We start from the raw sequence: 23,387 nt of genomic DNA, 5'->3' as shown, positions 1-23,387 counted from the left end.
ACCGCGGGGTGGGCCCCCTCGACGCAGGAAAACGGGGTCAGAGCATGAAGTCGGGAATCCCCGCGGGCAGCACGAACCGGAACCTGGCCCCGCCGCCCTCCGCCCGGCTGATCCGGATCACCCCGCCGTGCGCCTCCACGATGCCCTTCACGATGTACAGCCCGAGGCCCGTCCCGCCCCGCTTGGAGCCCCGCCAGAACCGGGTGAACACCCGCGGCATCGCCTCCTCCGCGATGCCCGCGCCCTGGTCGCTGACGGTGACGGCGGTGCCCTCGATCATCCGCGGCGGCGAACCGGCCGCCTCCACCACGTCGTTGGCCGGCCCCAGCTCGATCGTCACGGTGCCCTCGCCGTGCCGCACCGCGTTCTCCAGCAGGTTCGCCAGCACCTGGTCGATCTTGTCGGGGTCGCCCCACTGCTCGCCCAGCGGCGCCGCCACCCGGATGTCGAACCGCTCCTCGGGGATGCCCGCCGCGACCTTCCCCTCCACGTGCCGGCGCACCGCCGCCGCCAGGTCCAGGCGCTGGCGGCGGATCTCGAGCCGGCCGGCGTCGATCCGCGAGATGTCCAGCAGCTCCGCGATCAACCGGGTCACCCGGTCCGCGTCCGCGTCGACGGTCTCCAGCATCACCCGCTTCTGGCCGTCGTTGAAGCGCTCCCACTTCGCCAGCAGCGTCGCCGTGAACCCCTTCACGCTGGTCAGCGGCGACCGCAGCTCGTGCGCGACGGTCGCGATCAGCTCGGCGTGACTGCGTTCGGTGCGCCGCCGCGCCTCGGTGCCGCGCAGCGTCACCACCACCCGCCGCACCGGCCCGCCCGGCCGCTCCCGCAGGTAGCGGGCGCACACCAGCACCTCGCGGCCCCCGGGCAGCAGCAGGTTGCGCTCCGGCTGCCCGCTGCGCACCGCCAGGCCCCCGTACGGGTCGGTCAGCTGCCACCAGCGCCGGCCGTCCAGGTCCTCCAGCGGCAGTGCCTGTTCCAGCGCCACGCCGATCGCGCAGTGCGCGGAGCGGCCGGTGATCCGTTCGGCGGCCCGGTTGAAGACCACCACCCGGCCCTGTGCGTCCGCGACCACCAACCCGTCCGGCAGGTCGTCCGGTTCCAGGGTCGCCAAGCCGTCGTCGCCGCCCATGGGTGTCCTCCCCCGCCCCGCACCGGCTATGGGGATCGACCCTAGCGCGCTCAGGCCGTGCCGCGACACCCGCCGGGGGAGCGCTGGGCGCGCGCGGAGGCGTACAGGCACACGGCGGCGGCCGTGGCGAGATTCAAGCTCTCCGCGTGCCCGTGGATCGGGACGCGCACCACCTCGTCCGCCAGCGCCCGGGTCTCCTCCGGCAGCCCCCACGCCTCGTTGCCGAACACCCAGGCGCACGGCCCCTCGAGGGTGCCCTCGTCCAGCTCCTGGTCGAGGTCGCGCTGCCCGGCCCCGTCCGCGGCCAGCACCCGCACCCCGGCCTCCCGCAGCCGCGCCACCGCCTCCTCCACCGGCACCCCGGTCGCGAACGGCAGGTGGAACAGGCTGCCCACGGACGCCCGCACCGCCTTCGGGTTGTACGGGTCCACCGACGCGTCGGTCAGCACCACCGCGTCCGCACCCGCCGCGTCGGCGGTGCGCAGCACGGTGCCCGCGTTCCCGGGGTCGCGCACGTGCGCGAGCACGGCGACCAGCTTCGGCCGGGACGCCAGCACCTGATCGAACGGGGTGTCGATGAACCGGCACAGCGCGACGATGCCCTGCGGGGTGACGGTGTCGCAGATCTCCGCGATCACTTCCTCGGTGGCGGTCAGCACCGGCAGGCCCTCGGCGTGCGCGGAGGCCACGATCTCGGCGTGCCGCTCGGCGGCCTCCCGGGTCACGTACACCTCCACCACGGCGTGCTCCCCGCCGGGCAGCCGCCCGAACGCCACGGCCTCCCGCACGGCCTGCGGGCCCTCGGCCAGGAAACGCCGGTCCTTGCTCCGCTGGTTGCGCTTGGCCAGCCGGCGGGCGGCGACGACGCGCGGGGAGCGCAGGGAGGTCAGCAGGGGGGTCTCGGTGCTCATGCTCACGTTCTTCGTCACGGAGGGGCGGGCGGACAAGGGCCTGTCCGGAGGCACAACGCACGGACCCGCAGGCCGGGCGGCCTGCGGGTCCGGGAAAGCATCAGGGCACGGCCTGGATCAGGCGGCGACCTTGGGGGCGTTGACGTCCTCCGGCAGCGCCTTCTGGGCAACCTCGACCAGCGCGCGGAACGCGACGGTGTCGTTGACCGCGAGCTCGGCGAGCATCTTGCGGTCGATCTCGACGCCGGCGGCCTTCAGGCCCTGCACGAAGCGGTTGTAGGTCATGCCGTTGTTGCGGGCAGCGGCGTTGATGCGCTGGATCCACAGCTGACGGAAGTCGCCCTTGCGCTTCTTGCGGTCGTTGAAGTTGTAAACGAGCGAGTGGGTGACCTGCTCCTTGGCCTTGCGGTACAGGCGCGAGCGCTGGCCACGGTAGCCGGAGGCGCGCTCCAGGATGACCCGGCGCTTCTTGTGGGCGTTCACTGCCCGCTTGACGCGTGCCACTTCATTACTCCTTGGTTCCGGACCCCCGGTTCGTGCCGCCGGTCCGTTATTCGATTCGGTCGGAAAGGATCAGCTGTGCCCGCAGCCTGGCCGCGGGCGGGCGATCACTTGCCGAGAAGCTTCTTGATCTTCTTGGCGTCGCCGGGAGCCATCTCGGCGTTGCCGGCCAGCTTGCGGGTCAGCGTCGAGGGCTTGTGCTCAAGCAGGTGGCGACGGCCGGCACGCTCGCGCAGCACCTTCCCGGAACCAGTGATCTTGAAGCGCTTGCTGGCGCCGCTGTGCGTCTTCTGCTTCGGCATGTCGCCGTATCTCCTCGTCGGTCCGTTCGCGGCCCGCACCCCGGGGGTGCGGGCCGGAACTGGATGGATCTCGTCTCCGGGACGGACGCCCCGGAACCGGTGCCGATCCCGCCCGGAATCTGAACCCGAAGGCTCAGGCGTCCTGGGCGGTCTCGGCGGGCTGCTCGACCTCGGCGGTCTCGGCAGCGGGCTCGACCTCGGCGGTCTCGGTCTCCTCGACCTGCTCCACCTCGTCGACCTCGTCGTCCGCCTGCTCCGCGGCCGGGCCGCGGCCGAGCCGCTCCGCCTTGCGGGCGTCAGCGGCGGCGCGGGCCTCGGCCATCGCCTCGGTCTTCTTCTTGTGCGGGCCGAGAACCATGATCATGTTTCGGCCGTCCTGCTTGGCCGCGGACTCCACGAAGCCGAGCTCCTGGACGTCCTCCGCGAGCCGCTGCAGCAGTCGGAAGCCCAGCTCGGGGCGGGACTGCTCACGACCGCGGAACATGATCGTGATCTTGACCTTGTCGCCCTGCTTGAGGAACCGGACGACGTGACCCTTCTTGGTGTCATAGTCGTGCGGGTCGATCTTCGGCCGGAGCTTCATCTCCTTGATGACCGTGTGCGCCTGGTTCTTGCGCGCCTCACGGGCCTTCATGGCCGACTCGTACTTGAACTTGCCGTAGTCCATGAGCTTGCACACCGGCGGACGCGCCGTGGCGGCGACCTCGACCAGGTCCAGGTCGTACTCCTGGGCAAGCTCCAGCGCCTTCGCGAGCGGGACGATGCCGACCTGCTCGCCGCTGGGACCGACGAGTCGCACCTCGGGGACGCGAATCCGGTCGTTGATGCGGGGCTCGGTGCTGATGGGGCCTCCTCGGTTGCACCTTCTTCGATGCGGCCGTCGGACGGCGGTCGCACGTAGTGGCTTTCGACCACTGGGCGGGGCTTCATTCATGCTTCGCTGCCCCTCTGCCGTCTGGCAGAAGCACCGAACGCACGAAAAAAGCCCCGCACGGTACAGGCGGGGCTCCACACGTTCCGGGATGCCCTGTCGGACACCACTGGCAGCGAGCATTCCTTGCGGCGCTCGCCACGGACCGGACCCGTCGGCCCTTCGGCCGCTCGGGTGGGAGACTGTCGCGGTTGCCCTCTCGGGCCTCCTGAAGTGGAGCCTCCACTTGCTGGCCTGGCTCCCGAATCGGGTTCCTGGCCGGTCAGTCTCGAAGCATACCAGCGTTCCGGGGCCGACCGGTATTCCGGTCCGCCTCCGCCCGCCTTGTACCCTCCCTTTGTACTGCGCTTTCGCACCAGCATCCCGGAGTGACACCGTGACCACCCAGCCCGACCACTCGCCCGAGTCCGACGAGGCCCTCGGCTTCGACGACCTGACCCGCGACATCGCCGAGGTCCCCGCCGTCGAGGTGATCACCACCGTCGCCGTCCACCTGATGAGCGCCGCCGCCGTCAAGTGCGGCCTGGCCGAGGGCGGCGAGGCCGACAAGGACCTCGACGAGGCCCGCAAGCTGATCACCGCCCTGGCCGGCCTGGTCACCGCCGGAGCCCCCGAAATCTCCAACTTCCACGCCGCCCCCCTCCGCGACGGCCTCCGCTCCCTCCAGCTCGCCTTCCGCGAAGCCTCCCTCATCCCCGACGCCCCCGGCTCCGGCCCCGGCGAGAAGTTCACCGGCCCGGTCTACTCCTGACCCCAGGCCCACCCGAAGGCGCCTCCCGTACCCCCCTGCCGGAGGCGCCTTCGCCTTCCTCCCACCCCCTCTCCCTCCCGCCCCTTCCCCGCGCCCCGCCAGGGGCGCGGGGAACTGCGCGCAGCGGAAAACCCCAACACCAAAGCCGCCCACCAAGGGAACTCCCCCCGACGAGCGGCCTTCGCTATGCCCCGCCGAAGGCGCCCTCTCCTCCCTCCCACCCTCCCTCTCCCCCGCCCCGCCAGGGGCGCGGGGAACTGCGCGAGGCGGAAGGTCCCTACCCCAAAGCCGCCCACCAGCAGAACTCCCCCAACAGGCGGCCTTCGCTATACGCCCCCGCCGAAGGCACCCTCTTCTCCCTCTCCCCCGCCCCGCCAGGGGCGCGAGGAACTGCGCGCAGCGGAAGACCCCAACACCAAAGCCGCCCACCAGCAGAACTCCCCCAACAGGCGGCCTTCGCTATACGCCCCCCGCCGAAGGCACCCTCTCCTCCCTCTCCCCCGCCCCGCCAGGGGCGCGAGGAACTGCGCGCAGCGGAAGACCCCAACACCAAAGCCGCCCACCAAGAGAACTCCCCCCACTGGCGGCTTTCGCTATGCCTTCCGGCCCCTGCCGCAGGCGCCCACGCAAAAGCCGCCCGCCGAGGAGAACTCCCCCGACAGGCGGCTTCGCCGTGCAACTGCAAACTACGCGTCGTACTCGTCCAGCGGCGGGCACGAGCACACCAGGTTCCGGTCCCCGTACGCCCCGTCGATGCGTCGCACCGCCGGCCAGTACTTGTCCGCCGGGTTGACGCCCGCCGGGAAGACCGCCTCTTCGCGGGTGTAGGGGTGCGCCCACTCCCCGGCCATCATCGCCGCGGTGTGCGGCGCGTTGCGCAGCGGGTTGTCGTCCGCCGCCCACTCGCCCACGCCGACCTTCTCGATCTCCCGGCGGATAGCGATCATCGCCTCGCAGAAGCGGTCGATCTCGTGCAGGTCCTCGGACTCCGTCGGCTCGATCATCAGCGTGCCGGCGACCGGGAACGACATGGTCGGCGCGTGGAAGCCGTAGTCGATGAGTCGCTTGGCGATGTCGTCGACGCTGACGCCCGTCTCCTTACTGAGCGGACGCAGGTCGATGATGCACTCGTGCGCGACCAGCCCGCCGGGGCCGGTGTAGAGCACGGGGAAGTGCGGGGAGAGCCGCTTGGCGATGTAGTTGGCGTTCAGCACGGCCACCTGGGTGGCGCGCTTGAGGCCCTCGCCGCCCATCAGGCGGACGTACGACCAGGAGATCGGCAGGATCGCGGCGGAGCCCCACGGCGCGGCCGAGATCGGTCCGACGCCGGTCGCGGGGCCGGCCTCGGCCTGCAGCGGGTGGTTGGGCAGGTACGGCGCGAGGTGCTCGCGCACCGCGACCGGGCCGACGCCGGGGCCGCCGCCGCCGTGCGGGATGCAGAAGGTCTTGTGCAGGTTCAGGTGCGAGACGTCCGCGCCGAACTTGCCGGGCTTGGCGAGGCCGACCAGCGCGTTCAGGTTGGCGCCGTCGACGTACACCTGGCCGCCGGCCTCGTGGACGAGGGCGCAGATGTCGGTGATCTGGGTCTCGAACACGCCGTGGGTGGACGGGTAGGTGACCATCAGCACGGCCAGCTGCTCGCGGTGCTGCTCGATCTTGGCCTTGAGGTCTTCGACGTCCACGTCACCGTCGGCCAGGGTCTTCACGACCACGACCCGCATGCCGGCCATCGCCGCCGAGGCCGCGTTGGTGCCGTGCGCCGAGGACGGGATCAGACACACGTCGCGCTGGGTGTCGCCGTTCGCCCGGTGGTACGCCCGGACGGCCAGCAGACCGGCCAGCTCGCCCTGCGAGCCCGCGTTCGGCTGGATCGACACGGCGTCGTAGCCGGTGACCTCGACCAGCTGCTGCTCCAGCCCGCGGATCAGCGTCAGGAAGCCCTCGGCCTGGTCGACCGGCGCGAACGGGTGCAGCTGGCCGAACTCGGGCCAGGTGATCGGCTCCATCTCGGTGGTCGCGTTGAGCTTCATGGTGCAGGAGCCCAGCGGGATCATGCCGCGGTCGAGCGCGTAGTCGCGGTCCGACAGGCGGCGCAGGTAGCGCAGCATGGCGGTCTCGGAGCGGTGGCTGTGGAAGACCGGGTGGGTGAGGTACTCGTCCTCACGCAGCAGCCCGGCGGGCAGCGCGTCCGCGTCCTCGACCACCTCTGCCGTCACACCGAACGCGGCGAACACGGCCGCCAGGTGCTCACGGGTCGTCGTCTCGTCACAAGAGACCGAGACCTGGTCCGCGTCCACCCGGAACACGTTCACGCCACCGGCCAGCGCCGCGGCGACAACCTCGTCCGCACGCCCCGGAACAACAGCGGTCACGGTGTCGAAGAACGCCTCGTGGGCGAGCTCGACGCCGCCCGCGCGCAGGCCGGCGGCGAGCGCGGCAGCGTAGCGGTGGGTGCGGCGGGCGATGTCGGCGAGGCCGTCGGGGCCGTGGTAGACGGCGTACATGGAGGCCATCACGGCGAGCAGCACCTGGGCGGTGCAGATGTTGGAGGTGGCCTTCTCGCGGCGGATGTGCTGCTCGCGGGTCTGCAGGGCCAGCCGGTACGCGCGGTTGCCGTCGGCGTCGACGGAGACGCCGACCAGGCGGCCGGGCAGGTTGCGGGCGTACTCGGCGCGCACGGCGAGGTAGCCGGCGTGCGGGCCGCCGAAGCCCATCGGGACGCCGAAGCGCTGCGAGGTGCCGCAGGCGATGTCGGCGCCGAGCTCGCCGGGCGAGCGCAGCAGGGTGAGGGCGAGCAGGTCGGCGGCGACGGCGACGACCGCGCCGAGCTGGTGGGCCTGCTCGATGACGGGCTTGATGTCCCGCACCGCGCCGGACGCGCCGGGGTACTGGATCAGCATGCCGAAGACGCCGCGTTCGGCGATCTCGGCGGGGATGCCGTTCGACAGGTCCGCGGTGACGACCTCGACGCCGGTCGGTTCGGCGCGGGTCTCGATCACGGCGAGGGTCTGCGGCAGGGTGTCGGCGTCGACCAGGAAGACGCCGCCCTTGACCTTGGTGACGCGCCGCGTCAGGGCCATCGCCTCGGCGGCGGCGGTGCCCTCGTCGAGCAGCGAGGATCCGGAGGTGGCCAGGCCGGTCAGGTCGGCGACCATGGTCTGGAAGTTGAGCAGGGCCTCCAGGCGGCCCTGGGAGATCTCCGGCTGGTACGGGGTGTATGCGGTGTACCAGGCGGGGTTCTCGAGGACGTTGCGCAGGATGACCGGCGGCGTGAAGGTGCCGTAGTAGCCGAGGCCGATCATCGAGGTGAGGACCTGGTTGCGGCCGGCGAGCTCGCGCAGTTCGGCGAGCACCTGGGCCTCGCTGCGGCCGGCGGGCAGGCCGAGCGCGGTGAGGCTGCGGATGGCGTCGGGGACGGCCGCGTCGGACAGTTCGTCCAGCGAGGTGTAGCCGACCTGGGCCAGCATCTTCTGCTGGGCGTCGCTGTCGGGGCCGATGTGGCGGTGCTCGAAGGGGCTGGCCTGCTCAAGCTCGGTGAGCGTCGGCTGGGCGTTCATGGGGGTCAAGCCTCCTGGTCGCGGACCGGCGGTGGGACGCACGCCGGCCGGCCGCTGTGGAAGCGTCCGGGCGTACGAACCCGTCAGCCTCCCCCTCTGTCATCGGTACCTGAGAGCTTCGCGCGCCCGGGGTGGTTCCCGGTCGGCTTGCACCGTCGGCGAGGACAGCGTCCGGCGGCTTCGGTGCCGACGGTCCTGCCCTGCTTTCCAGAGTGACCTGATCCCGTTCGGTACGGATGCCTGAGAGATTCCGGGGAGGGGTTGCTCCTTCGGCGTCCCGCATCCCCGCTTTCCAACGGGTCCGGGACTCTCCCGAGCGGGCTCGGCGGTCGCCGCCCAGGGTACCAGCGCCGACCTGGACGATCACCGCTGCGGCCGCACGATCCGCCCCGGACGGAGGCACCCGGAGTGACACCGTCCGGAACGTGCCTTTTGGTGTGAAACAGCGGCCCGGCACGCTCCTCCGACCGCTCCCCCGACGTTCCCTCAGGAGCAGCAGCTGGAGGACAGCGTGCAGACCGATATCGATCCGCGCGACCTGATCGGACACAAGGCGGTCGACCGGAACGGTGACAAGATCGGCACGGTCGACGAGGTTTACCTGGACGACACCACCGGCAGACCCGAGTGGGCGGCCGTCCGGACCGGGATCTTCGGCCGGGACGCCTTCGTCCCGCTGACCACCAGCGACTTCACCGGCGACGAGCTGCACGTCCCGTACGACAAGTCGCTGATCAAGGAGTCCCCGGACTTCGGGGTGGGCCAGCACCTCTCCCCCGAACAGGAACTCGAGCTCTACCGCTACTACGGCCTCGACACGGCGAGCCCCGACGAGTCCGTCCGGTTCATCTCCGAACGCACCCCGGCGCGCAGCAAGCCACCCATCGACCACGACTTCGGCACCCCCGCCCCCTCCTCCGGCCCCGTCCACGGCCCGGCCCCCGCGCCCCCGGGCTTCACCGCCCCGCAGGCCGCCCCCGAGCCACCGGCCCGCCCCGCCGAGCCGCCGACCGCCCGGGCGGACCGGGCAGACCAGGCGGACCGGGCAGACCGGGCGGACCGGGCGGACCGGGCGGACCGGGGGGACCGGGCGGACCGGGGGGACCGGCAGAAGCCGGTGGAGATCACCTGCCGCGAGGAGCGCCTGGACATCACCACCCAGTGGCACAACATCGGCACCACCCGGCTGCGCAAGTACGTGACCACCGAGGCGGTCGTGCGGCGGGTGCCAGTGGTGCGCGAGCGCGTGCGGGTGGAGCGGATCCCGGTGTCGGAGGCGGAGCGGGCGGCGCTGAGCGACCAGGAGATCGCCGAGGCGGTGGAGGAGGTCACGCTGCGCGAGGAACGCCCGGTGGTCCGCAAGTACCTGGTACCGGTGGAGCGGGTGCGGCTGGTGGTGGAGCAGTACACCGAGGAGCAGGTGGTCCGCGAGGAGCTGCGCCGCGAGCAGGTGGAGGTGCACGGCGCGACCACCGGCGCGGACGGCGAGGCCTCGCAGCGGCAGCCGTGGGACTCTCATCCGCAGTCCCCGGCCGCCTCTCCGGTCTGACGATCCGACAACTCCCGGCCCCGGTCCGCCTCCGCGGACCGGGGCTTCGACTTTGCCAAAGTTTCACCTTTCGATATTTGACATAGTGAAGCATCTCCCGACATCGTTACTTCAGTTCCTGCACTATCGCCCCGCCTGAAGCAACCCGGAGGATTCCCGTGAGTGAGGCACCACAGCCCACCGCCGCGGCCGCCAAGCCCACAAGCGCCAGGGTTCTGCCCGCGCTGATCCTCGCCATGCTGGCCTACAGCGTGGTACAGACCGCGGTCGTCCCGATCCTTCCGAGCCTGGCCGCCGAGCTGAAGGTGTCGGGCTCCGACATCACCTGGCTGATGACCGCCAACCTGCTCTCCGCAGCGGTCCTCACCCCGCTGCTGGGCCGCTTCGGCGACCTGCGCGGCCGCAAGCCCGTGCTGCTGATCTCGCTGGCCGGCCTGGTGCTCGGCTCCGGCCTCGCGGTGTGCACCCACTCCTTCGGCCTGCTGGTCGTCGCCCGGGTGCTCCAGGGCGCGGGCGGCGGCGTGCTGCCGCTGGCGATCGCCATCGTCCGTGACGAACTGCCCAAGCAGAAGGTCACCGCCGGCGTCGCCGCCATCTCCGCCTCGATGGGCGTCGGCTCCGGCCTCGGCCTGGTCGCCACCGGCCTGCTGCTGGAGCACTGGGACTACAAGTCGATCTTCTGGATGGGCCTGATCTTCGGCCTGGCCGCCGTCGCGCTGGTGATCCTGCGAGTGCCCAGCGACCCGGTCGTCGACAAGAACGGCGGCGCCGACCCGCTCGGCGCAATCACCCTGGCCGGCTGGCTCTCCGCCCTGCTGATCGCCGTCAGCCGCGGCAACGAGTGGGGCTGGGGCTCCACCCGTACCCTCGGCCTGTTCGCCGTCGCCGCGGTCGTCGCCCTGCTCTGGCTGCTGGTCGAGTCCAAGGTCGCCCACCCGCTGGTCGACCTGAAGATGATGGCCCGCCCCGCCGTCGCCTTCACCAACATCTCCGGCCTGCTCATCGGCTTCGGCATGTACGGCTCGTTCATGGTGATCAGCAACTTCGCGCAGACCCCGGAGAAGCTCACCCACTACGGCTTCACCGCCACCGTCCTGCACGCCGGCATCATGCTGCTGCCCTCCGCGATCGGCTCCATGGTCGCCGCCCCCGTCGGCGCCCTGCTCATCGCCCGCCGCGGCCCCCGCCTCCCGCTGGTCCTCGGCGGCCTGCTCGGCGCCGTCGCCATGGCCTACCTGGCGCTGCGTCACGACGCCGAGTTCGACATCTACCTCTCCTCCGCCGTCTTCGGCCTCGGCGTCGGCCTCGCCTACGCCGCCATGCCCGCCTACATCAACGGCGCCGTCCCCGCCGAGCAGTCCGGCATCGCCAACGGCATGAACGCCGTCCTGCGCACCGTCGGCGGCGCCATCGGCACCGCCGTGATGGCCGCGATCCTCACCGGCGACACCCTCAAGCTCCCCATCCCGGTCCACCTCCCCACCCTGAACGCCTACCAGCACGCCTTCTGGGTCGCCGGCGCCATGTGCCTGGTCGCCGCCGTCGTCCCCTTCGCCATCCGCCACACCAAGACCCCCACCACCCCCACCGAGCAGCCCGCCCCCCAGCCGGCCCGCACCAAGACCGACGCCTAACGGCGTCCCCCCTCGCGTACTGGACACACGCGAGTCACTCCGGACACCCCCCGCCACGGGCATCGGCGGGGGGTGTCCGTCATTTGACCCAGGCGGGTGCGAACCCAAGCGGGCGCGAACCCAGGCGGGTGCGAACCCAGGCGGGCGCGAAACCAAGCGGGCGCGAACCCAAGCGGGCGCGAACCCAAGCGGGCGCGAACCCAAGCGGGCGCGAAACCAAGCGGGCGCGAAACCAGGGGCGCGAGGAACTGCGCGAAACGGAAGGCACCCCACCCCAAGATCGCGCCCCCTCCGAAACCCCACCCCACAAAGCGCCCCGCGCTAAAACGGCCACCCAGCCAGGGGCGCGAGGAACTGCGCGCCCAACCACTCCCACCCCCAAACTCGCACCCCGCGCCCAACCCCCACCCCACCCAGCGCGCCCCGCGCCAAAACGGCCACCCAGCCAGGGGCGCGAGGAACTGCGCGCCCAACCACCCCCACCCCCAAACTCGCACCCCGCGCCCAACCCCCACCCCACCCAGCGCGCCCCAGCAGCGTGGCCTACCCCTCAACCGCCGGAGGCCTGAGCGGGAGCGCCCCCGAAGCCACCAACCCCTCGTCGTCCACCGAAAACGTCCGCACCCGCCCGGGCCCCGAGTACGGCGTCTCGAACCGCACCGTGACCCGCCCCACCCCGCTGCCCTGCACCCACCCGGGCCCGAACTCCGAGTGCGTCACGTCCTGCCCGGGCCACCACCGCCGAGCCACCGGCTCAACGGCCGCCTCAGCCGCCTCAACCACACCCTCCCTCTCCCCCTCCCCAAACTCCCCTTCCTCCGCCTCCCGCTCCGCCTGCGCGAACAGATCCTCCTGCGTGTAGTCGGCCAGCTGAGCAACGCCCACACCCAGCAACCGCACACCCCCCGTGGTGTCCACCTGCTGCGCCAGCCGCCGCGCCGTCGCCGCGATCACCGCAGGATCATCCGTCGGCCCACCCAACGTCTCGGACCGGGTCAGCGTCGAAAAGTCGAACCGCCGTACCTTCAGCACCACCGTCCGCCCCGAGCGCCCCGCCGCCCGCAACCGCCGCACGCACCGCGCGGCCAGCTGGTCGACCTCACGCAGAATGCGCTCCCGATCGGCCAGGTCGACCTCGAACGTGTCCTCCACCGACACCGATTTGGCATCCCGATCCGGCACCACGGGCCGCTCGTCCCACCCCAGCGCCATCTGGAACACGCCAGCGCCGTGCGCCTTCCCGAGCAGCCCGACCAGCTCCTCGAACCCGGCCTCCGCAAGATCCGCAACACTCGTCAGCCCGGCCCGTCGCAGCGCCTGCTCCGTCGCGGGCCCGATGCCGGGCAGCGCCCGCACCGGCATCGGCGCCAGCACGGCCCGCTCCGAGCCTGGTTCGATCAGCACCAACCCGTCCGGTTTGGCCTGCTCGGAGCCGATCTTCGCCATCAACTTCGAAGCCGCGGCACCCACCGACGCGGTCAGCCCGGTGCGTTCCACGATGTCCGCCCGCAGGTCCTCGGCGAGCGCCAGCACCAGCTGCGCTCCTTCGGCGGGCGTCGCGGCGGCCAGCGCCGGCCCGTACGGCCCGGCCTCCAGGTCGACGAACGCCTCGTCCAGGCTGAGCGGTTCGACCAGTGGGGAGCGTTCCCGCAGCAGGCCCATGACGATCTCACTGTTGGCCCGGTACGCCTCGAACCGGCCGGTCAGGAACGCCGCGTTCGGGCACAGCCGGCGCGCCTGCGCCATCGGCATCGCCGAGTGCACACCGAACTTCCGCGCCTCGTAGGACGCGGTGGAGACCACCCCACGCCCGCCGAGCCCGCCGACGATGACGGGCTTTCCGCGCAAGCTCGGCTTCGACGCCTGCTCCACCGCCGCGAAGAAGGCGTCCATGTCGAGGTGAATGATGCTCGGCACCGATCGCACGCCCCATCTTCCCGCGCACCACCGACAATCCCCACTCCCCCTACCGGGGACCCGCAGACAGCCCTCACCCCCACCCCCGCGCCCCCAGGGGGCCTCGCGGCAGCCCTCACCCCCGCGCCGCGTCGGCCAGCGCCCGCTCCACTCCGTCCTCGTGCCGGCCGAGCAGCGTCGGATCTGGCCGCACCAGCACGTTCAGGAACGCCTTCGCCGCGCTGCCGATCTCCCGCACCTCGCCGTAGTGCCAGGTGGTGTCGTGCCACTCCTCCACGCCGACCCCGGACGACTCGATCCCGGCGGCCCGGCACAGCGCCAGCGCCCGCCGCACATGGAAGGTCTGGCTGATCAACACCGCCTTGTCGACGCCGAAGATCCGGTGCGCGCGGGTACAGGAGTCCCAGGTGTCGAAGCCCGCGTAGTCGCCGACCACCCGGATCTCCGGCACGCCGCGCTCGATCAAGTAGGTACGCATCGCGTCGGTCTCGTCGTACTCGACGGTGCCGTTGTCGCCGGTCACCAGGATCGCCTGCACCTTGTTCGCCCGGTACAGCTCCAGCGCGGCGTCCAGCCGGTGCGCGAGGTACGGGGAGGGCTTGCCGTTCATCAGACCGGCTCCGAACACGATGGCGACCGGCGAGGCCGGCACGCTCTGCACGGTGCCGATCTTGTGGGACTGCGTCACGAACAGCCAGGCGTTCGGGGTCAGCGCCAGCACCGAGCACGCCAACAGCGCCTGGAACCAGCGCCGTTGCCCACGCCGACTGCCCCACCCGGGCGGCCGCCGCTTCAGCAGCCACCGCCCGCGCCGCCCGAGCCCCTGCATGATCATTCGCACACGGGAGTGGACGAAACGCCCGCCCGGCCGGTTCCCGCGGGGAGATCGTCAGACGGCGCGGTTGCGGCGCTGCGCCAGCTCGTCCCCCGGGTCGTGGCCGACCAGCGTCTCGCCGGTGTCGGTGCGCTCGCCGTGCAGCCGGCCGAGGGTGGCCTCCAGCTCCTGCCACACCGCGCCGACCGCGATGCCGAACACGCCCTGGCCGCCGTTCAGCAGATCGACGACCTGCTGCGGGGAGGTGCACTCGTAGACCGTCGCGCCGTCGCACATCAGGGTCAGCCCGGTCAGGCCGGCCTGATCGGCGGACTGCAGGTGCGTGACGGCGACCCGGATGTTCTGCAGCGAGACTCCGGCGTCCAGCAGCCGCTTGACGATCTTCAGCAGCAGGATGTCCCGGAAGCTGTACAGCCGCTGCGCACCGGCCGGATAAGTGGAGCGCACCGAGGGCTCCAGCAGCCCGGTGCGGGCCCAGTAGTCGAGCTGGCGGTAGGTGATGCCGGCGGCGGCGCAGGCCGTGGGGCCGCGGTAGCCAACCAGGGCCGAGGTGGGGGTGAGCCGTTCGATCGCGGGCTGCCCGGGCTGGACAGCCGGGAACCGGCCGAGTCGGGGCAGCTCCTCACCGTCCGGTTCGGGCCGCCAGGGCCGCCCGATCGGACCGCGGCCGGCGCGCGGCACGTGCACCGCGCACAGGGCTCCGGAACGCGTCTCGTCGCCGGTGCCGCTCATCGCCAACCTCCGTCCATTCCGCCTCAAGGCCCCCGTGGCCCCGCACGGACCCGACGGGCCCAGGCTGCGGACGGCCCGTCCGGCGGGCCATCACCTGACGGTAGGCAGTCGCCCAAGCACCGTCAACGATCGCCACGCCGGGGCCTCGCACAAACTTCACCCCATCGAGTGGTTATTCGTGCCCCATGCGCGGGTAGCGAAATGGATTTCTACCACAGCCGAGTTGCGGCCCACGGCCCGCCCCGCTAGCAGAGCGTCCGCCCCAGGTGACCGACCGCCACCGAAGAGCGCCATCAACCGCCGCAATTACGGCCTACTGCGGACCACCGCCGAAGTCCTCCGGCGAGACCTGGTCCAGGAACTCCCGGAACTTCTCGACCTCGTCCTCCTGCTCGTCCGGGATCGAGATACCGGCCTCGGCCAGCACCTCCTCGGTCCCGAAGATCGGCGTGCCGGTGCGCAGCGCCAGCGCTATCGCGTCGGAGGGGCGCGCACTCACCTCGGCACCCCCGGAGAACACCAGGTCGGCGTAGAACACCCCGTCCCGCAGGTCGTTGATCCGCACCTCGGTCAGCTGCTGGCCGAGCGCTTCCAGCACGTCCTTGAACAGGTCGTGCGTCAACGGCCGCACCGGAGTCATGCCCTGCTGGGCGAAAGCGATCGCGGTGGCCTCCCCCGGCCCGATCCAGATCGGCAGGTAGCGGTCCCCGCCGACCTCCCGCAGCAGCACGATCGGCTGGTTGGAGGGCATCTCCACCCGGACACCCACGACGTCGAGCTCATTCACACCAGCAACCCTATGGCGCGAGCCCCCGATAGGAAAGCGCAGCAGGCAGCGGCCACCGTGATCCGGACGCCGCCCACCGCCCACCCGCTCAGGACCGGGCCCGCAGCCCGGCCTGAACCATCGCCGCGTGCAACCGCACCGACAGCGTCGCCAGCTCCCGGGCCGTCGCCTCCGCGTGCGCCCTGGTCTGCGGATTGCGGTGCCGCCTCAGCGGCGCCACCACCTGCTCCACCAGCGAAACCTCGCGGTCCGCCGCCGCCTTCATCGCCCGCAGGTGCCGAGGCTCCAGGCCGAACCGGCCCAGCTCCGCCACCAGCCGCGCGATCTGCAGCGCCTCCCCGTCGTACCCGCCGTCCGGCCCTGCCTGCACCAGGCCGTACGACTCCCACTCGACGAGCTCCCGCTCCTGGGCCTCCGCCGCCGCGATCAGCTCGGCCCGGCCCAGCCGCACCCCGCCCACCGCCGATGACCCCGCCAGCTCCCGGTCCGCCTCCTCCAGCGGCCCCGGACGGGCCTCCGCCGCCGGAAGCGCCGGCGGCTGCTCGCCGCGCTCGATCGCGTCCAGGTGCTCGCGGATCACCCGCAACGGCAGATAGTGGTCGCGCTGCATCCGCAGCACGTACGCCAGCCGCTCCACGTCCGCCGCCGAGAACTTCCGGTAGCCGGACGGAGTGCGCTGCGGCTCGACCAGGCCCTCCGCCTCCAGGAAGCGGATCTTCGAGATCGTCACCTCCGGGAAGTCGTCCCGCAGGAAGGCCAGCACCGCGCCGATGGACAGCAGTTCGTCACCCCGCCGGCGCGCCTCGCCCGCGCGGCGCGAAGCCGGCACGGGCGAGGACCCGAGGGACGGGGTCGGAGTCTGTGGGGTCACTCGGGCTCCAAACGGAGAAGTGGTCAGTACCCCCGGTGGTGACTGGCGAAGAACACCAGCCGGTACTTACCGATCTGCACCTCGTCGCCGTTGTTCAGCAGCACCTCGTCGATCCGCTCCCGGTTCACGTAGGTGCCGTTCAGGCTGCCCACGTCCGCGACCGAGAAGCCACCGTCGGGCTGCCGGCGGAACTCCACGTGCCGACGCGACACCGTCACGTCGTCCAGGAAGATGTCCCCCTGCGGGTGGCGACCCGCCGTGGTCACGTCCGAGTCCAGCAGGAACCGGCTCCCCGAGTTCGGGCCGCGCTGCACGATCAGCAGTGCCGAGCCCGGCGGCAGCGCGTCGATCGCCGCCATCACCTCGGCCGACAGCGCCGGAGTGGCGCCCGTCGACGTCGCGGTCGGGTCGTACGACTCGATGCCGGAGATCGAAATGGTCGACGTGGTCTCCACCGCGCCCTCCGGGAAACCGCCGCCACGCAGCTGAGTACCGCAGTTCGAGCAGAACCGGGCCTGCGCCGGGTTCTGGTTCCCGCACCGCGGGCACGGGCTGGTGCCAGCCATGTTCACAGCCTCCTGGCGCGGCGCACCCGACTGGGGGTGCCCGGCGTAGGTGTCCGGGGCAAACCCTCCACCGGAGGTTGAGGGTCCTGCCGGGAAACCTATGCGCGGCCCGCCCGACGAATCAACCGACGCGCCGTAGCCCGCGTCAATCTGCCCGGTCGGCACGCCAGCCCCCTGGGTCACGTCCTCCCGGTACAGCGGACGCTGCCCGTCCGGCGCCGGACGGGCCGACGGCACCCCGCCGTCCTCCTGCCGGTACCGGGCGGTCGGTGCCTCCGCCGCCGCCTGCTTGTTACGGCCGAAAAGCTTCGAGAAAAAACTCACGGGCGAATCCCCTTGCGTGTGACAGAACCGCCCGCGGGGCAGGGTTCAGGGCTCGGTGTGGCGGTAAGCCCGGCATCCGGCCGGAAACTGACGATCGACAAAACCAAGTGTCGCCGACCCCCTGCGGGCACCCACCACCGGGGGCGACCCGCAGCTGACGAACCGTACGGAGCGCGCCCCGTCACTTCGCCGCCGGCTTGCCGTACTGCAACGGCCGCGGGGTGGCCAACACGTCCACCACCACCTTCGGCTGCGGGACGATGGTCGCCCGCGCCTGCTGCTTCTCCAAGCTGCGCACCACACCGCCGGGAATGTTCAGTGCCGGAGTCAGATCCTGCGGGTTTCCCACCACGGTGAAACGAAACGGCTGCGACACGTTCTTCCCGTCGATCCGCACACCGCCGCCCGACGCGTTGTCGGTGAAATACGTCCCGGCCACCACGCGCACGTCGTTGATCTGAATCGCCTCCGCCCCCGCCGCTCGGAGTTCCTGCAGGGTGTCCAGCAGCATATCCGCCTTCACCTGCCCTTGGGGATCATCGATCGTCAGCACGATCCCCGGGCCGGTCGCCTTCTCCGTCCCCGCCAGCACGCCCAGCTCGCCGGCCTTCTTCCTGGTCTGCTCCTGCGCCTCCTTGGCCTGGTTGGACGAGTTCTCCAACTGCGCCAAGGACTGCTCCAGCTGCGTCTTCTCGAACTGAAGACGCTGCTGGCGGCCGTCCAGTTCGTCCAGGATCCGCACCAGGTCCTCCTGCCGCGCCCCGCGCAGCTGGCTGTGGTCGTTCGTCGACCGCACCTGGATCGCCAGCGCCAGCCCCAGCGCGAACAGCAGCAGCGCCACCACGAACTGGCCGCGCGACACCCGCGGCGGCCACAGCGCCGCCTTCAACCGGGTCCGCCCGTCCGACGGCAACGCCACCGGCACCGGCGCGGCCTGCCGCGCCACCACCGGCTCCTCCGGCACCGGCTCGACCTCGGGCTCCGCCACCGGCTCGACCTCGACCTCGGGCTCCGCCGCCGGGGCCTCCTCGACCTCCGACTCCGGCTTCTCGACCGGCTCCTTCGGCTTCTTCGGCTCCGCCTTCGGCTCCTCCGCCGCGGCCGGCTGCTCCGGGCCCTTCGGCTCCTTCTCCTCGCTCACAACCGCTCCCCTAGGCCCTGAACACGTGCCGACGGATCGCCGCCGCGTTCGAGAAGATCCGGATGCCCAGCACCACCACCACGCCGGTGGACAGCTGCGAGCCCACGCCCAGCTGGTCGCCCAGGAACACGATCAGCGCCGCCACCACCACGTTCGACAGGAACGACACCACGAAGACCTTGTCGTCGAAGATCCCGTCCAGCATCGCCCGCACGCCGCCGAACACCGCGTCCAGCGCCGCCACCACCGCGATCGGCAGATACGGCACCACCGCGTTCGGCACCTCCGGCTGCACGAACACGCCGACGACCACGCCGATCACGAGTCCCAGTACGGCAATCACGGTGTAGCTGCTCCTGTTCCGGAGGGAGTGGACTTCACGGTCGAACCCGTCGGCCTGGACGGCCCCGACGAGGACGGCGACTTCGGCTTCGCGGTCGGCGACGACGGCGGCTGCGACGACGAATGCGGTGCGGACGACTGCGACGGCGCGGGCGACGGCGTCGGAGACTCCGTCCCGGCCACCCGCAGCGTCACGCCCAGCGCGGCCGGCAGCGTCAACGACTTCTGCGCGGACACCGTCGAACGGATCCCGTAGCTGTCCTGGATGACCTTCAGGTAGTGGCCGCCCTCGTTGTCCTGGAACGCCTGCGCCAGCCGCGGCCCGTCCCCGATCGCCAGCAGCGTGTACGGCGGCACCAACGGCCGGTTGTCCACCAGGATCGCGTCACCGGCGGCCCGGATCGCCGACAGCGCGGTCAGCCGCTGCCCGTTCACGGACACCGCCTCCGCGCCCGCCAGCCACAGGCCGTTCACCGCGTACTGCAGGTCGTGGTCCTGGACCCGGCCCTTGTTGCCGAAGCCCTCCGCGTTCCGCGGATCGCTCACATTGCCGCCGCCACCGCTGCCGGACGCTTCCTCGATCACCAGCTTCACGCCCGGACCGGTTATCTCCCCGGTCCCGGCCTGCGCCGCCAGCCGGGCCAGCCCGCCGTCGTCCCCGGACTGCAGCGCCTGCGCCTGTGCGTCCTCGACCCTGTCGCGGTCCTGCTCGACCTGCCGCTGCAACGCGTCCGCCGCCTTGTTGGCGTCGTTCACCCGGCTCACCAGGGCGTCCCGCTCCTTCGCCAGGACCGGCGCCGCCTCCTGCGTGTTCACCGCCCCGACCGTCACCACCGTCGCCGCCAGCGCCAGCCCCAGGGCCAGCACCAGCCGACCCTTCGCCGTCGCCGGCAGCCGCGACCGGCCCTCCGCCCCGCGCGCCCGGGCCGCCTCCGCGTACCCGTCGTCCAGCGAGTGGTCCATCACCGTGGTCAGCAGGGACATCGATGCGTCCGGACGGCGGAATCGCCCGTCCGGGTCATTCGGCGTCGACGTTGCTGGCATGCGCCACATCGTTTCACGACCATGACACGGCCCACGACCAGCCCCCGGGCCCGCAGGACGGTATCGGCACAGGATCGTGACAAACGCCCGGAGGGGACGGACCCGAAGGCCCGCCCCCACCAGAACATCTCCGCATTACCTCCCGGCACCGTCCACGACTGCGGCCCATTCGTCCAACAACCGCTCCGTCGCCTCGTCGTCCGGGCCCTCCGCCCACAGGTGCGTCACGGCCTCCGCCGGGTCCGGCAGCACCAGCGTCCACCGGCCGTCCGCCTCGACCACCCGCACCCCGTCCGTGGTGTCCAGCTTGCGGTTGCCCGCCGCCTCCACCACCGAGCGCATCACCATGCCCTTCGCGGCCCACGGCGTCGCGATGTCCCGCTTCTGGATGTGCGCCTGCGGGATCCGCGCATCGATCTGGCTCAGCGTCAGCTGCGTCCGCGCCACCAGACCCACCAGCCGCACGAACGCCGCCGCGCCGTCCAGCACCCCGGAGAACTCGGGCACCACGAAACCGCCGCGCCCGTCACCACCGAAGATCGTGCCGTCCGCCGCCGCGGCCTTCGCCAGGTCGTCCGGCGTGGTCGTGGTCCAGATCACCTGGGTGCCGTGGTACGCCGCCACCTGCTCGGCGATCCGGGTCGTCGTCACCGGCAGCGCCACCTGCCCGGCCCGGCGCTCCGCCGCGACCAGGTCCAGCAGCACCAGCAGCGCCCGGTCGTCCTCGATCACCCTGCCCTGCTCGTCCACGAAGGACACCCGCTCGCCGACCGGGTCGAACCGCACCCCGAACGCGGCCCGCGAGGACGCCACCAGCTCACCCAGCCTGGCCAGCGCCGCCCGTCGCTCGTCCGCGCCCTCGGTCGGCCGCGCCTCGTCCAGGCCGCCGGCCACCGTCAGCGTCTCCACCCCGAGCCGGCCCAGGATGCTCGGCAGCACCAGCCCCGCACTACCGTGCGCGGCATCCACCACCACCTTCAGCCCCGCCTCCCGCACCCCGCTGGTGTCGACCGCCCGCAGCAGGTTCGTCGCGTACGAGTCGAACACGCTCGCCGGGTGCAGCAGGTCGCCGATCTCGCCCGGGAACGCCCGCCGGAACTCCTGCCGGGCGTACACCCGGTCCAGCTTCCGCTGCCCGGCCTGCGACAGGTCCGCGCCGCGCTCGTCGAAGAACAGGATGTCCAGCGAGTCCGGCACCCCCGGCGTGGTCCGCAGGAAGATCCCGCCCGCACTCCCCCGCGCCGTCGCCTGCCGGGCCACCGGCATCGGCACGTTCTCCAAGTCCCGGACGTCGATCGCACTGGTCTGCAACGCCGAGATCATCGCCCGCTTCAACGCCCGCGCACCCCGCGAGTGATCACGCGCGATGGTGACGGTGGCCCCCTTCTTCAGCGTCGTCGCGTACGCCCCCGCCAGCCGCACCGCCAGCTCCGGCGTGATCTCCACGTTCAGGATCCCCGACACGCCCCGCACCCCGAACAGGTGCTCCTGGCCGCGGGACTCCCAGATCACCGAGGTGTTGACGAACGCGCCGGCCTCGATCGTCTTGAACGGATAGACCCGGACGTTGCCCGCGATGATCGACTCCTCGCCGATCAGACACTCGTCACCGATCACCGCCCCCTCGTCGATCCGCGCCGCCTGCATCACGTCGGTGTTCTTCCCGACCACGCACCCGCGCAGATTCGACTGCGGCCCCACGTACACGTTGTCGTGCACCACCGCCTTGTGCAGGAACGCACCGCGCTTCACGACCACGTTCGAGCCCAGCACGGTGTGCTCACGCAGTTCCACGCCGGCCTCGACCTTGGCGTAGTCACCGATGTACAGCGGCCCCCGCAGCACTGCCTCCGGGTCCACCTCCGCACCTTCGGCCACCCACACGCCCGGCGAGATCTCGAACCCGTCCAGCTCGACCTGGACCTTCCCCTCCAGCACGTCCGCCTGTGCCTTCAGGTAGCTCTCGTGAGTGCCCACGTCCTCCCAGTAGCCCTCGGCGACATAGCCGAACACCGGCTTGCCCTCCTTGAGCAACCGCGGGAACACATCGCTCGACCAGTCGACCGACTCCCCCGCCGCCACGTAGTCGAAGACTTCCGGCTCCATCACGTAGATGCCGGTGTTCACGGTGTCCGAGAACACCTGCCCCCAGGTCGGCTTCTCCAGGAAGCGCTCGACCCTGCCCTCGTCGTCCGTGATGGTGATACCGAATTCCAACGGGTTCGGCACCCGGGTCAGGCACACCGTCACCAGTGCGCCCTTCTCCCGGTGAAAAGCAATCAGCTCGGAAAGATCAAAATCCGTCAGCGCGTCACCGGAGATCACCAGAAACGAATCGTCCCGCAACGCGTCCTCGGCGTTCTTGACGCTGCCGGCCGTCCCCAGTGGTGTTTCCTCGTTGGCATAGGTGAGGTGCATCCCCAGTTCCTCACCGTCGCCGAAGTAGTTCTTCACCAGCGACGCCAGGAACTGCACGGTCACCACGGTGTCATTGAGCCCGTGCCGCTTCAGCAACCGCAGCACGTGCTCCATGATCGGCCGATTGGCGACCGGCAACAGTGGCTTGGGCATGCTGGAAGTCATCGGGCGGAGTCGAGTGCCCTCCCCGCCCGCCATCACAACGGCTTTCATTACGGGTGCGTCCTCCTTCGCGGTGGTGAACCCCTGCGGGTCCATCAAACCGGTCCGACGCATGTCTACCCGGAAGAAATGATCCGACTCACCGTGGAGGCCGTGTGAAACGTCTCAGGCTGATCTCAAACAGCAGCCGGACGCTCCGCCTGCAGGATCTGCCGGGCCTGCACGGCATACAACGCGCCGGCCCACCAGTACAGCGTCGTCCCCCACCAGATGAACGCCCAACTCACCGCCTCCGCAACCTGGTGCACCCACCCGTCACCGACACCCAGCAGCAGAAGGGGAAACGCGTACATCAGATTGAACGTGGCAGCCTTCCCCAGAAAACTCACGTTCAACGGCCCGTAGCCCGCCCGGTTGAGCCGCAACAGCACCACCCCGACGAACGCCTCCCGGGCCACCAGCAACGCCGTCAGCCACCACGGCAGAATCTCCCGCCACGTCAGCCCCACCAGCGTCGACACGATGTACAGCCGGTCCGCCGCCGGATCCAGCAACTGCCCCAGCCGGCTGATCTGCCCCCACCGCCGAGCCAGCTTCCCGTCCAGATAATCGCTGACCCCACTCAGCATCAGAATGACGATCGCCCACCCGTCATTCTTCGGCCCCCCGAAGACCGGCCACAACACCAACCAGAGGAAGATCGGTACGCCCACCAGCCGAGCCATGCTCAGCAGATTGGGGATCGTAAAGATCCGGTCGGTCTGGACGCGCGTCTCCTGAACCTCCACTGTGCGGAGCCTCCTGTGGTACCAACGACAAAGTGTGCGGAATTGACCCTACAACAGAAAAGCCCCCTGACATCCCGTCAGGGGGCTTCTCCAGAAGAATTGTTCGGCGGCGTCCTACTCTCCCACAGGGTCCCCCCTGCAGTACCATCGGCGCTGTGAGGCTTAGCTTCCGGGTTCGGAATGTAACCGGGC

The 23,387-nt window shown here is 71.1% G+C and carries 20 protein-coding genes, 1 rRNA gene and 1 riboswitch; of the genes, 3 read left to right on the top strand and 18 right to left on the bottom strand.

The window, feature by feature from the left end:
* Window positions 1-37: 37 nt before the first annotated feature.
* From ACIHEI_RS17670 to infC, 5 genes are all read right to left on the bottom strand, one after another.
* Window positions 38-1,132, bottom strand: coding sequence for an ATP-binding protein (locus ACIHEI_RS17670; protein ID WP_387643010.1), 1,095 nt, complete (start codon window positions 1,130-1,132; stop codon window positions 38-40).
* A 50-nt stretch (window positions 1,133-1,182) separates the two neighbouring features.
* Complete coding sequence (locus ACIHEI_RS17665; RefSeq protein ID WP_396607263.1) at window positions 1,183-2,043, bottom strand: TrmH family RNA methyltransferase; 861 nt, start codon at window positions 2,041-2,043, stop codon at window positions 1,183-1,185.
* A gap of 117 nt (window positions 2,044-2,160) precedes the next feature.
* Window positions 2,161-2,547 (bottom strand): 50S ribosomal protein L20, encoded by a 387-nt coding sequence (gene rplT, locus ACIHEI_RS17660; protein ID WP_387643012.1) that lies wholly within the window; start codon window positions 2,545-2,547, stop codon window positions 2,161-2,163.
* Window positions 2,548-2,651: 104 nt separating this feature from the next.
* Window positions 2,652-2,846 (bottom strand): 50S ribosomal protein L35, encoded by a 195-nt coding sequence (gene rpmI / locus ACIHEI_RS17655; RefSeq protein WP_030268653.1) that lies wholly within the window; start codon window positions 2,844-2,846, stop codon window positions 2,652-2,654.
* Between the two features lie 133 nt (window positions 2,847-2,979).
* A complete protein-coding gene (infC, locus tag ACIHEI_RS17650; protein ID WP_387643047.1) occupies window positions 2,980-3,690 on the bottom strand; it encodes a translation initiation factor IF-3 in 711 nt (236 codons plus the stop codon).
* A gap of 463 nt (window positions 3,691-4,153) precedes the next feature.
* On the opposite strand from infC, the gene ACIHEI_RS17645 reads away from it, so the two are divergent.
* Window positions 4,154-4,528 carry a DUF1844 domain-containing protein gene (locus ACIHEI_RS17645; RefSeq protein ID WP_387643013.1) on the top strand — a complete coding sequence of 125 codons (375 nt, stop codon included), beginning with the start codon at window positions 4,154-4,156 and terminating at the stop codon, window positions 4,526-4,528.
* Window positions 4,529-5,214: 686 nt separating this feature from the next.
* On the opposite strand, the gene gcvP is transcribed toward ACIHEI_RS17645, so the two are convergent.
* Window positions 5,215-8,085, bottom strand: coding sequence for an aminomethyl-transferring glycine dehydrogenase (gene gcvP, locus ACIHEI_RS17640; protein WP_396607262.1), 2,871 nt, complete (start codon window positions 8,083-8,085; stop codon window positions 5,215-5,217).
* 218 nt (window positions 8,086-8,303) lie between these two features.
* Window positions 8,304-8,410, bottom strand: a riboswitch (glycine riboswitch).
* A 186-nt stretch (window positions 8,411-8,596) separates the two neighbouring features.
* Here gcvP and ACIHEI_RS17635 point away from each other — a divergent pair.
* On the top strand, window positions 8,597-9,634 hold the full coding sequence (locus ACIHEI_RS17635) for a PRC and DUF2382 domain-containing protein (RefSeq protein ID WP_396607261.1): 1,038 nt from the start codon (window positions 8,597-8,599) through the stop codon (window positions 9,632-9,634).
* 158 nt (window positions 9,635-9,792) lie between these two features.
* On the top strand, window positions 9,793-11,268 hold the full coding sequence (locus ACIHEI_RS17630; protein WP_396607260.1) for an MFS transporter: 1,476 nt from the start codon (window positions 9,793-9,795) through the stop codon (window positions 11,266-11,268).
* Window positions 11,269-11,811: 543 nt separating this feature from the next.
* On the opposite strand, the gene ACIHEI_RS17625 is transcribed toward ACIHEI_RS17630, so the two are convergent.
* The 12 genes from ACIHEI_RS17625 to rrf all read right to left on the bottom strand — a co-directional run.
* Window positions 11,812-13,194: a DNA polymerase IV gene (locus tag ACIHEI_RS17625; RefSeq protein ID WP_396607259.1), complete on the bottom strand. Its 1,383-nt coding sequence runs from the start codon at window positions 13,192-13,194 to the stop codon at window positions 11,812-11,814.
* Window positions 13,195-13,300: 106 nt separating this feature from the next.
* Window positions 13,301-14,020, bottom strand: a complete 720-nt coding sequence (locus ACIHEI_RS17620) for a vancomycin high temperature exclusion protein (protein ID WP_396607258.1) — start codon at window positions 14,018-14,020, stop codon at window positions 13,301-13,303.
* Window positions 14,021-14,074: 54 nt separating this feature from the next.
* Window positions 14,075-14,752, bottom strand: a complete 678-nt coding sequence (locus tag ACIHEI_RS17615; RefSeq protein ID WP_387643019.1) for a MerR family transcriptional regulator — start codon at window positions 14,750-14,752, stop codon at window positions 14,075-14,077.
* A 313-nt stretch (window positions 14,753-15,065) separates the two neighbouring features.
* Window positions 15,066-15,539 carry a bifunctional nuclease family protein gene (locus ACIHEI_RS17610; RefSeq protein ID WP_387643020.1) on the bottom strand — a complete coding sequence of 158 codons (474 nt, stop codon included), beginning with the start codon at window positions 15,537-15,539 and terminating at the stop codon, window positions 15,066-15,068.
* Between the two features lie 88 nt (window positions 15,540-15,627).
* Window positions 15,628-16,368, bottom strand: coding sequence for a MerR family transcriptional regulator (locus tag ACIHEI_RS17605; protein ID WP_387643048.1), 741 nt, complete (start codon window positions 16,366-16,368; stop codon window positions 15,628-15,630).
* 65 nt (window positions 16,369-16,433) lie between these two features.
* Complete coding sequence (locus tag ACIHEI_RS17600) at window positions 16,434-16,976, bottom strand: FHA domain-containing protein (protein WP_387643021.1); 543 nt, start codon at window positions 16,974-16,976, stop codon at window positions 16,434-16,436.
* 505 nt (window positions 16,977-17,481) lie between these two features.
* A complete protein-coding gene (locus ACIHEI_RS17595; RefSeq protein ID WP_396607257.1) occupies window positions 17,482-18,441 on the bottom strand; it encodes a DUF881 domain-containing protein in 960 nt (319 codons plus the stop codon).
* 10 nt (window positions 18,442-18,451) lie between these two features.
* Complete coding sequence (locus tag ACIHEI_RS17590; RefSeq protein ID WP_043908904.1) at window positions 18,452-18,784, bottom strand: small basic family protein; 333 nt, start codon at window positions 18,782-18,784, stop codon at window positions 18,452-18,454.
* On the bottom strand, window positions 18,781-19,767 hold the full coding sequence (locus tag ACIHEI_RS17585) for a DUF881 domain-containing protein (RefSeq protein ID WP_396607256.1): 987 nt from the start codon (window positions 19,765-19,767) through the stop codon (window positions 18,781-18,783). The genes ACIHEI_RS17590 and ACIHEI_RS17585 overlap by 4 nt, the downstream gene beginning before the upstream one ends.
* A 195-nt stretch (window positions 19,768-19,962) precedes the next feature.
* The gene (locus tag ACIHEI_RS17580; RefSeq protein WP_387643024.1) at window positions 19,963-22,458 is read right to left on the bottom strand and encodes a sugar phosphate nucleotidyltransferase; all 2,496 of its coding nucleotides are present in this window, start codon (window positions 22,456-22,458) and stop codon (window positions 19,963-19,965) included.
* A gap of 125 nt (window positions 22,459-22,583) precedes the next feature.
* Window positions 22,584-23,195, bottom strand: coding sequence for a CDP-alcohol phosphatidyltransferase family protein (locus tag ACIHEI_RS17575; protein ID WP_392954928.1), 612 nt, complete (start codon window positions 23,193-23,195; stop codon window positions 22,584-22,586).
* A gap of 101 nt (window positions 23,196-23,296) precedes the next feature.
* Window positions 23,297-23,387, bottom strand: a 5S ribosomal RNA gene (rrf, locus tag ACIHEI_RS17570); the annotation flags it as partial.

Source organism: Kitasatospora sp. NPDC051984, assembly GCF_044593455.1.
Classification (GTDB): domain Bacteria; phylum Actinomycetota; class Actinomycetes; order Streptomycetales; family Streptomycetaceae; genus Kitasatospora.
The sequence above is the reverse complement of the archived record's forward strand: the minus strand, read 5'-3'. Positions and strand labels throughout refer to the sequence as shown.

Excerpts from the sequence above, each read along its gene's own strand:
- ACIHEI_RS17615 (WP_387643019.1), bottom strand. The coding sequence starts at position 14,752 with ATGAGCGGCACCGGCGACGAGACGCGTTCCGGAGCCCTGTGCGCGGTG.
- gcvP (WP_396607262.1), bottom strand. The coding sequence starts at position 8,085 with ATGAACGCCCAGCCGACGCTCACCGAGCTTGAGCAGGCCAGCCCCTTC.
- ACIHEI_RS17670 (WP_387643010.1), bottom strand. The coding sequence starts at position 1,132 with ATGGGCGGCGACGACGGCTTGGCGACCCTGGAACCGGACGACCTGCCG.
- rpmI (WP_030268653.1), bottom strand. The coding sequence starts at position 2,846 with ATGCCGAAGCAGAAGACGCACAGCGGCGCCAGCAAGCGCTTCAAGATC.
- ACIHEI_RS17620 (WP_396607258.1), bottom strand. The coding sequence starts at position 14,020 with ATGATCATGCAGGGGCTCGGGCGGCGCGGGCGGTGGCTGCTGAAGCGG.
- ACIHEI_RS17600 (WP_387643021.1), bottom strand. The coding sequence starts at position 16,976 with ATGGCTGGCACCAGCCCGTGCCCGCGGTGCGGGAACCAGAACCCGGCG.
- ACIHEI_RS17580 (WP_387643024.1), bottom strand. The coding sequence starts at position 22,458 with ATGAAAGCCGTTGTGATGGCGGGCGGGGAGGGCACTCGACTCCGCCCG.
- ACIHEI_RS17665 (WP_396607263.1), bottom strand. The coding sequence starts at position 2,043 with ATGAGCACCGAGACCCCCCTGCTGACCTCCCTGCGCTCCCCGCGCGTC.
- ACIHEI_RS17585 (WP_396607256.1), bottom strand. The coding sequence starts at position 19,767 with ATGTCCCTGCTGACCACGGTGATGGACCACTCGCTGGACGACGGGTAC.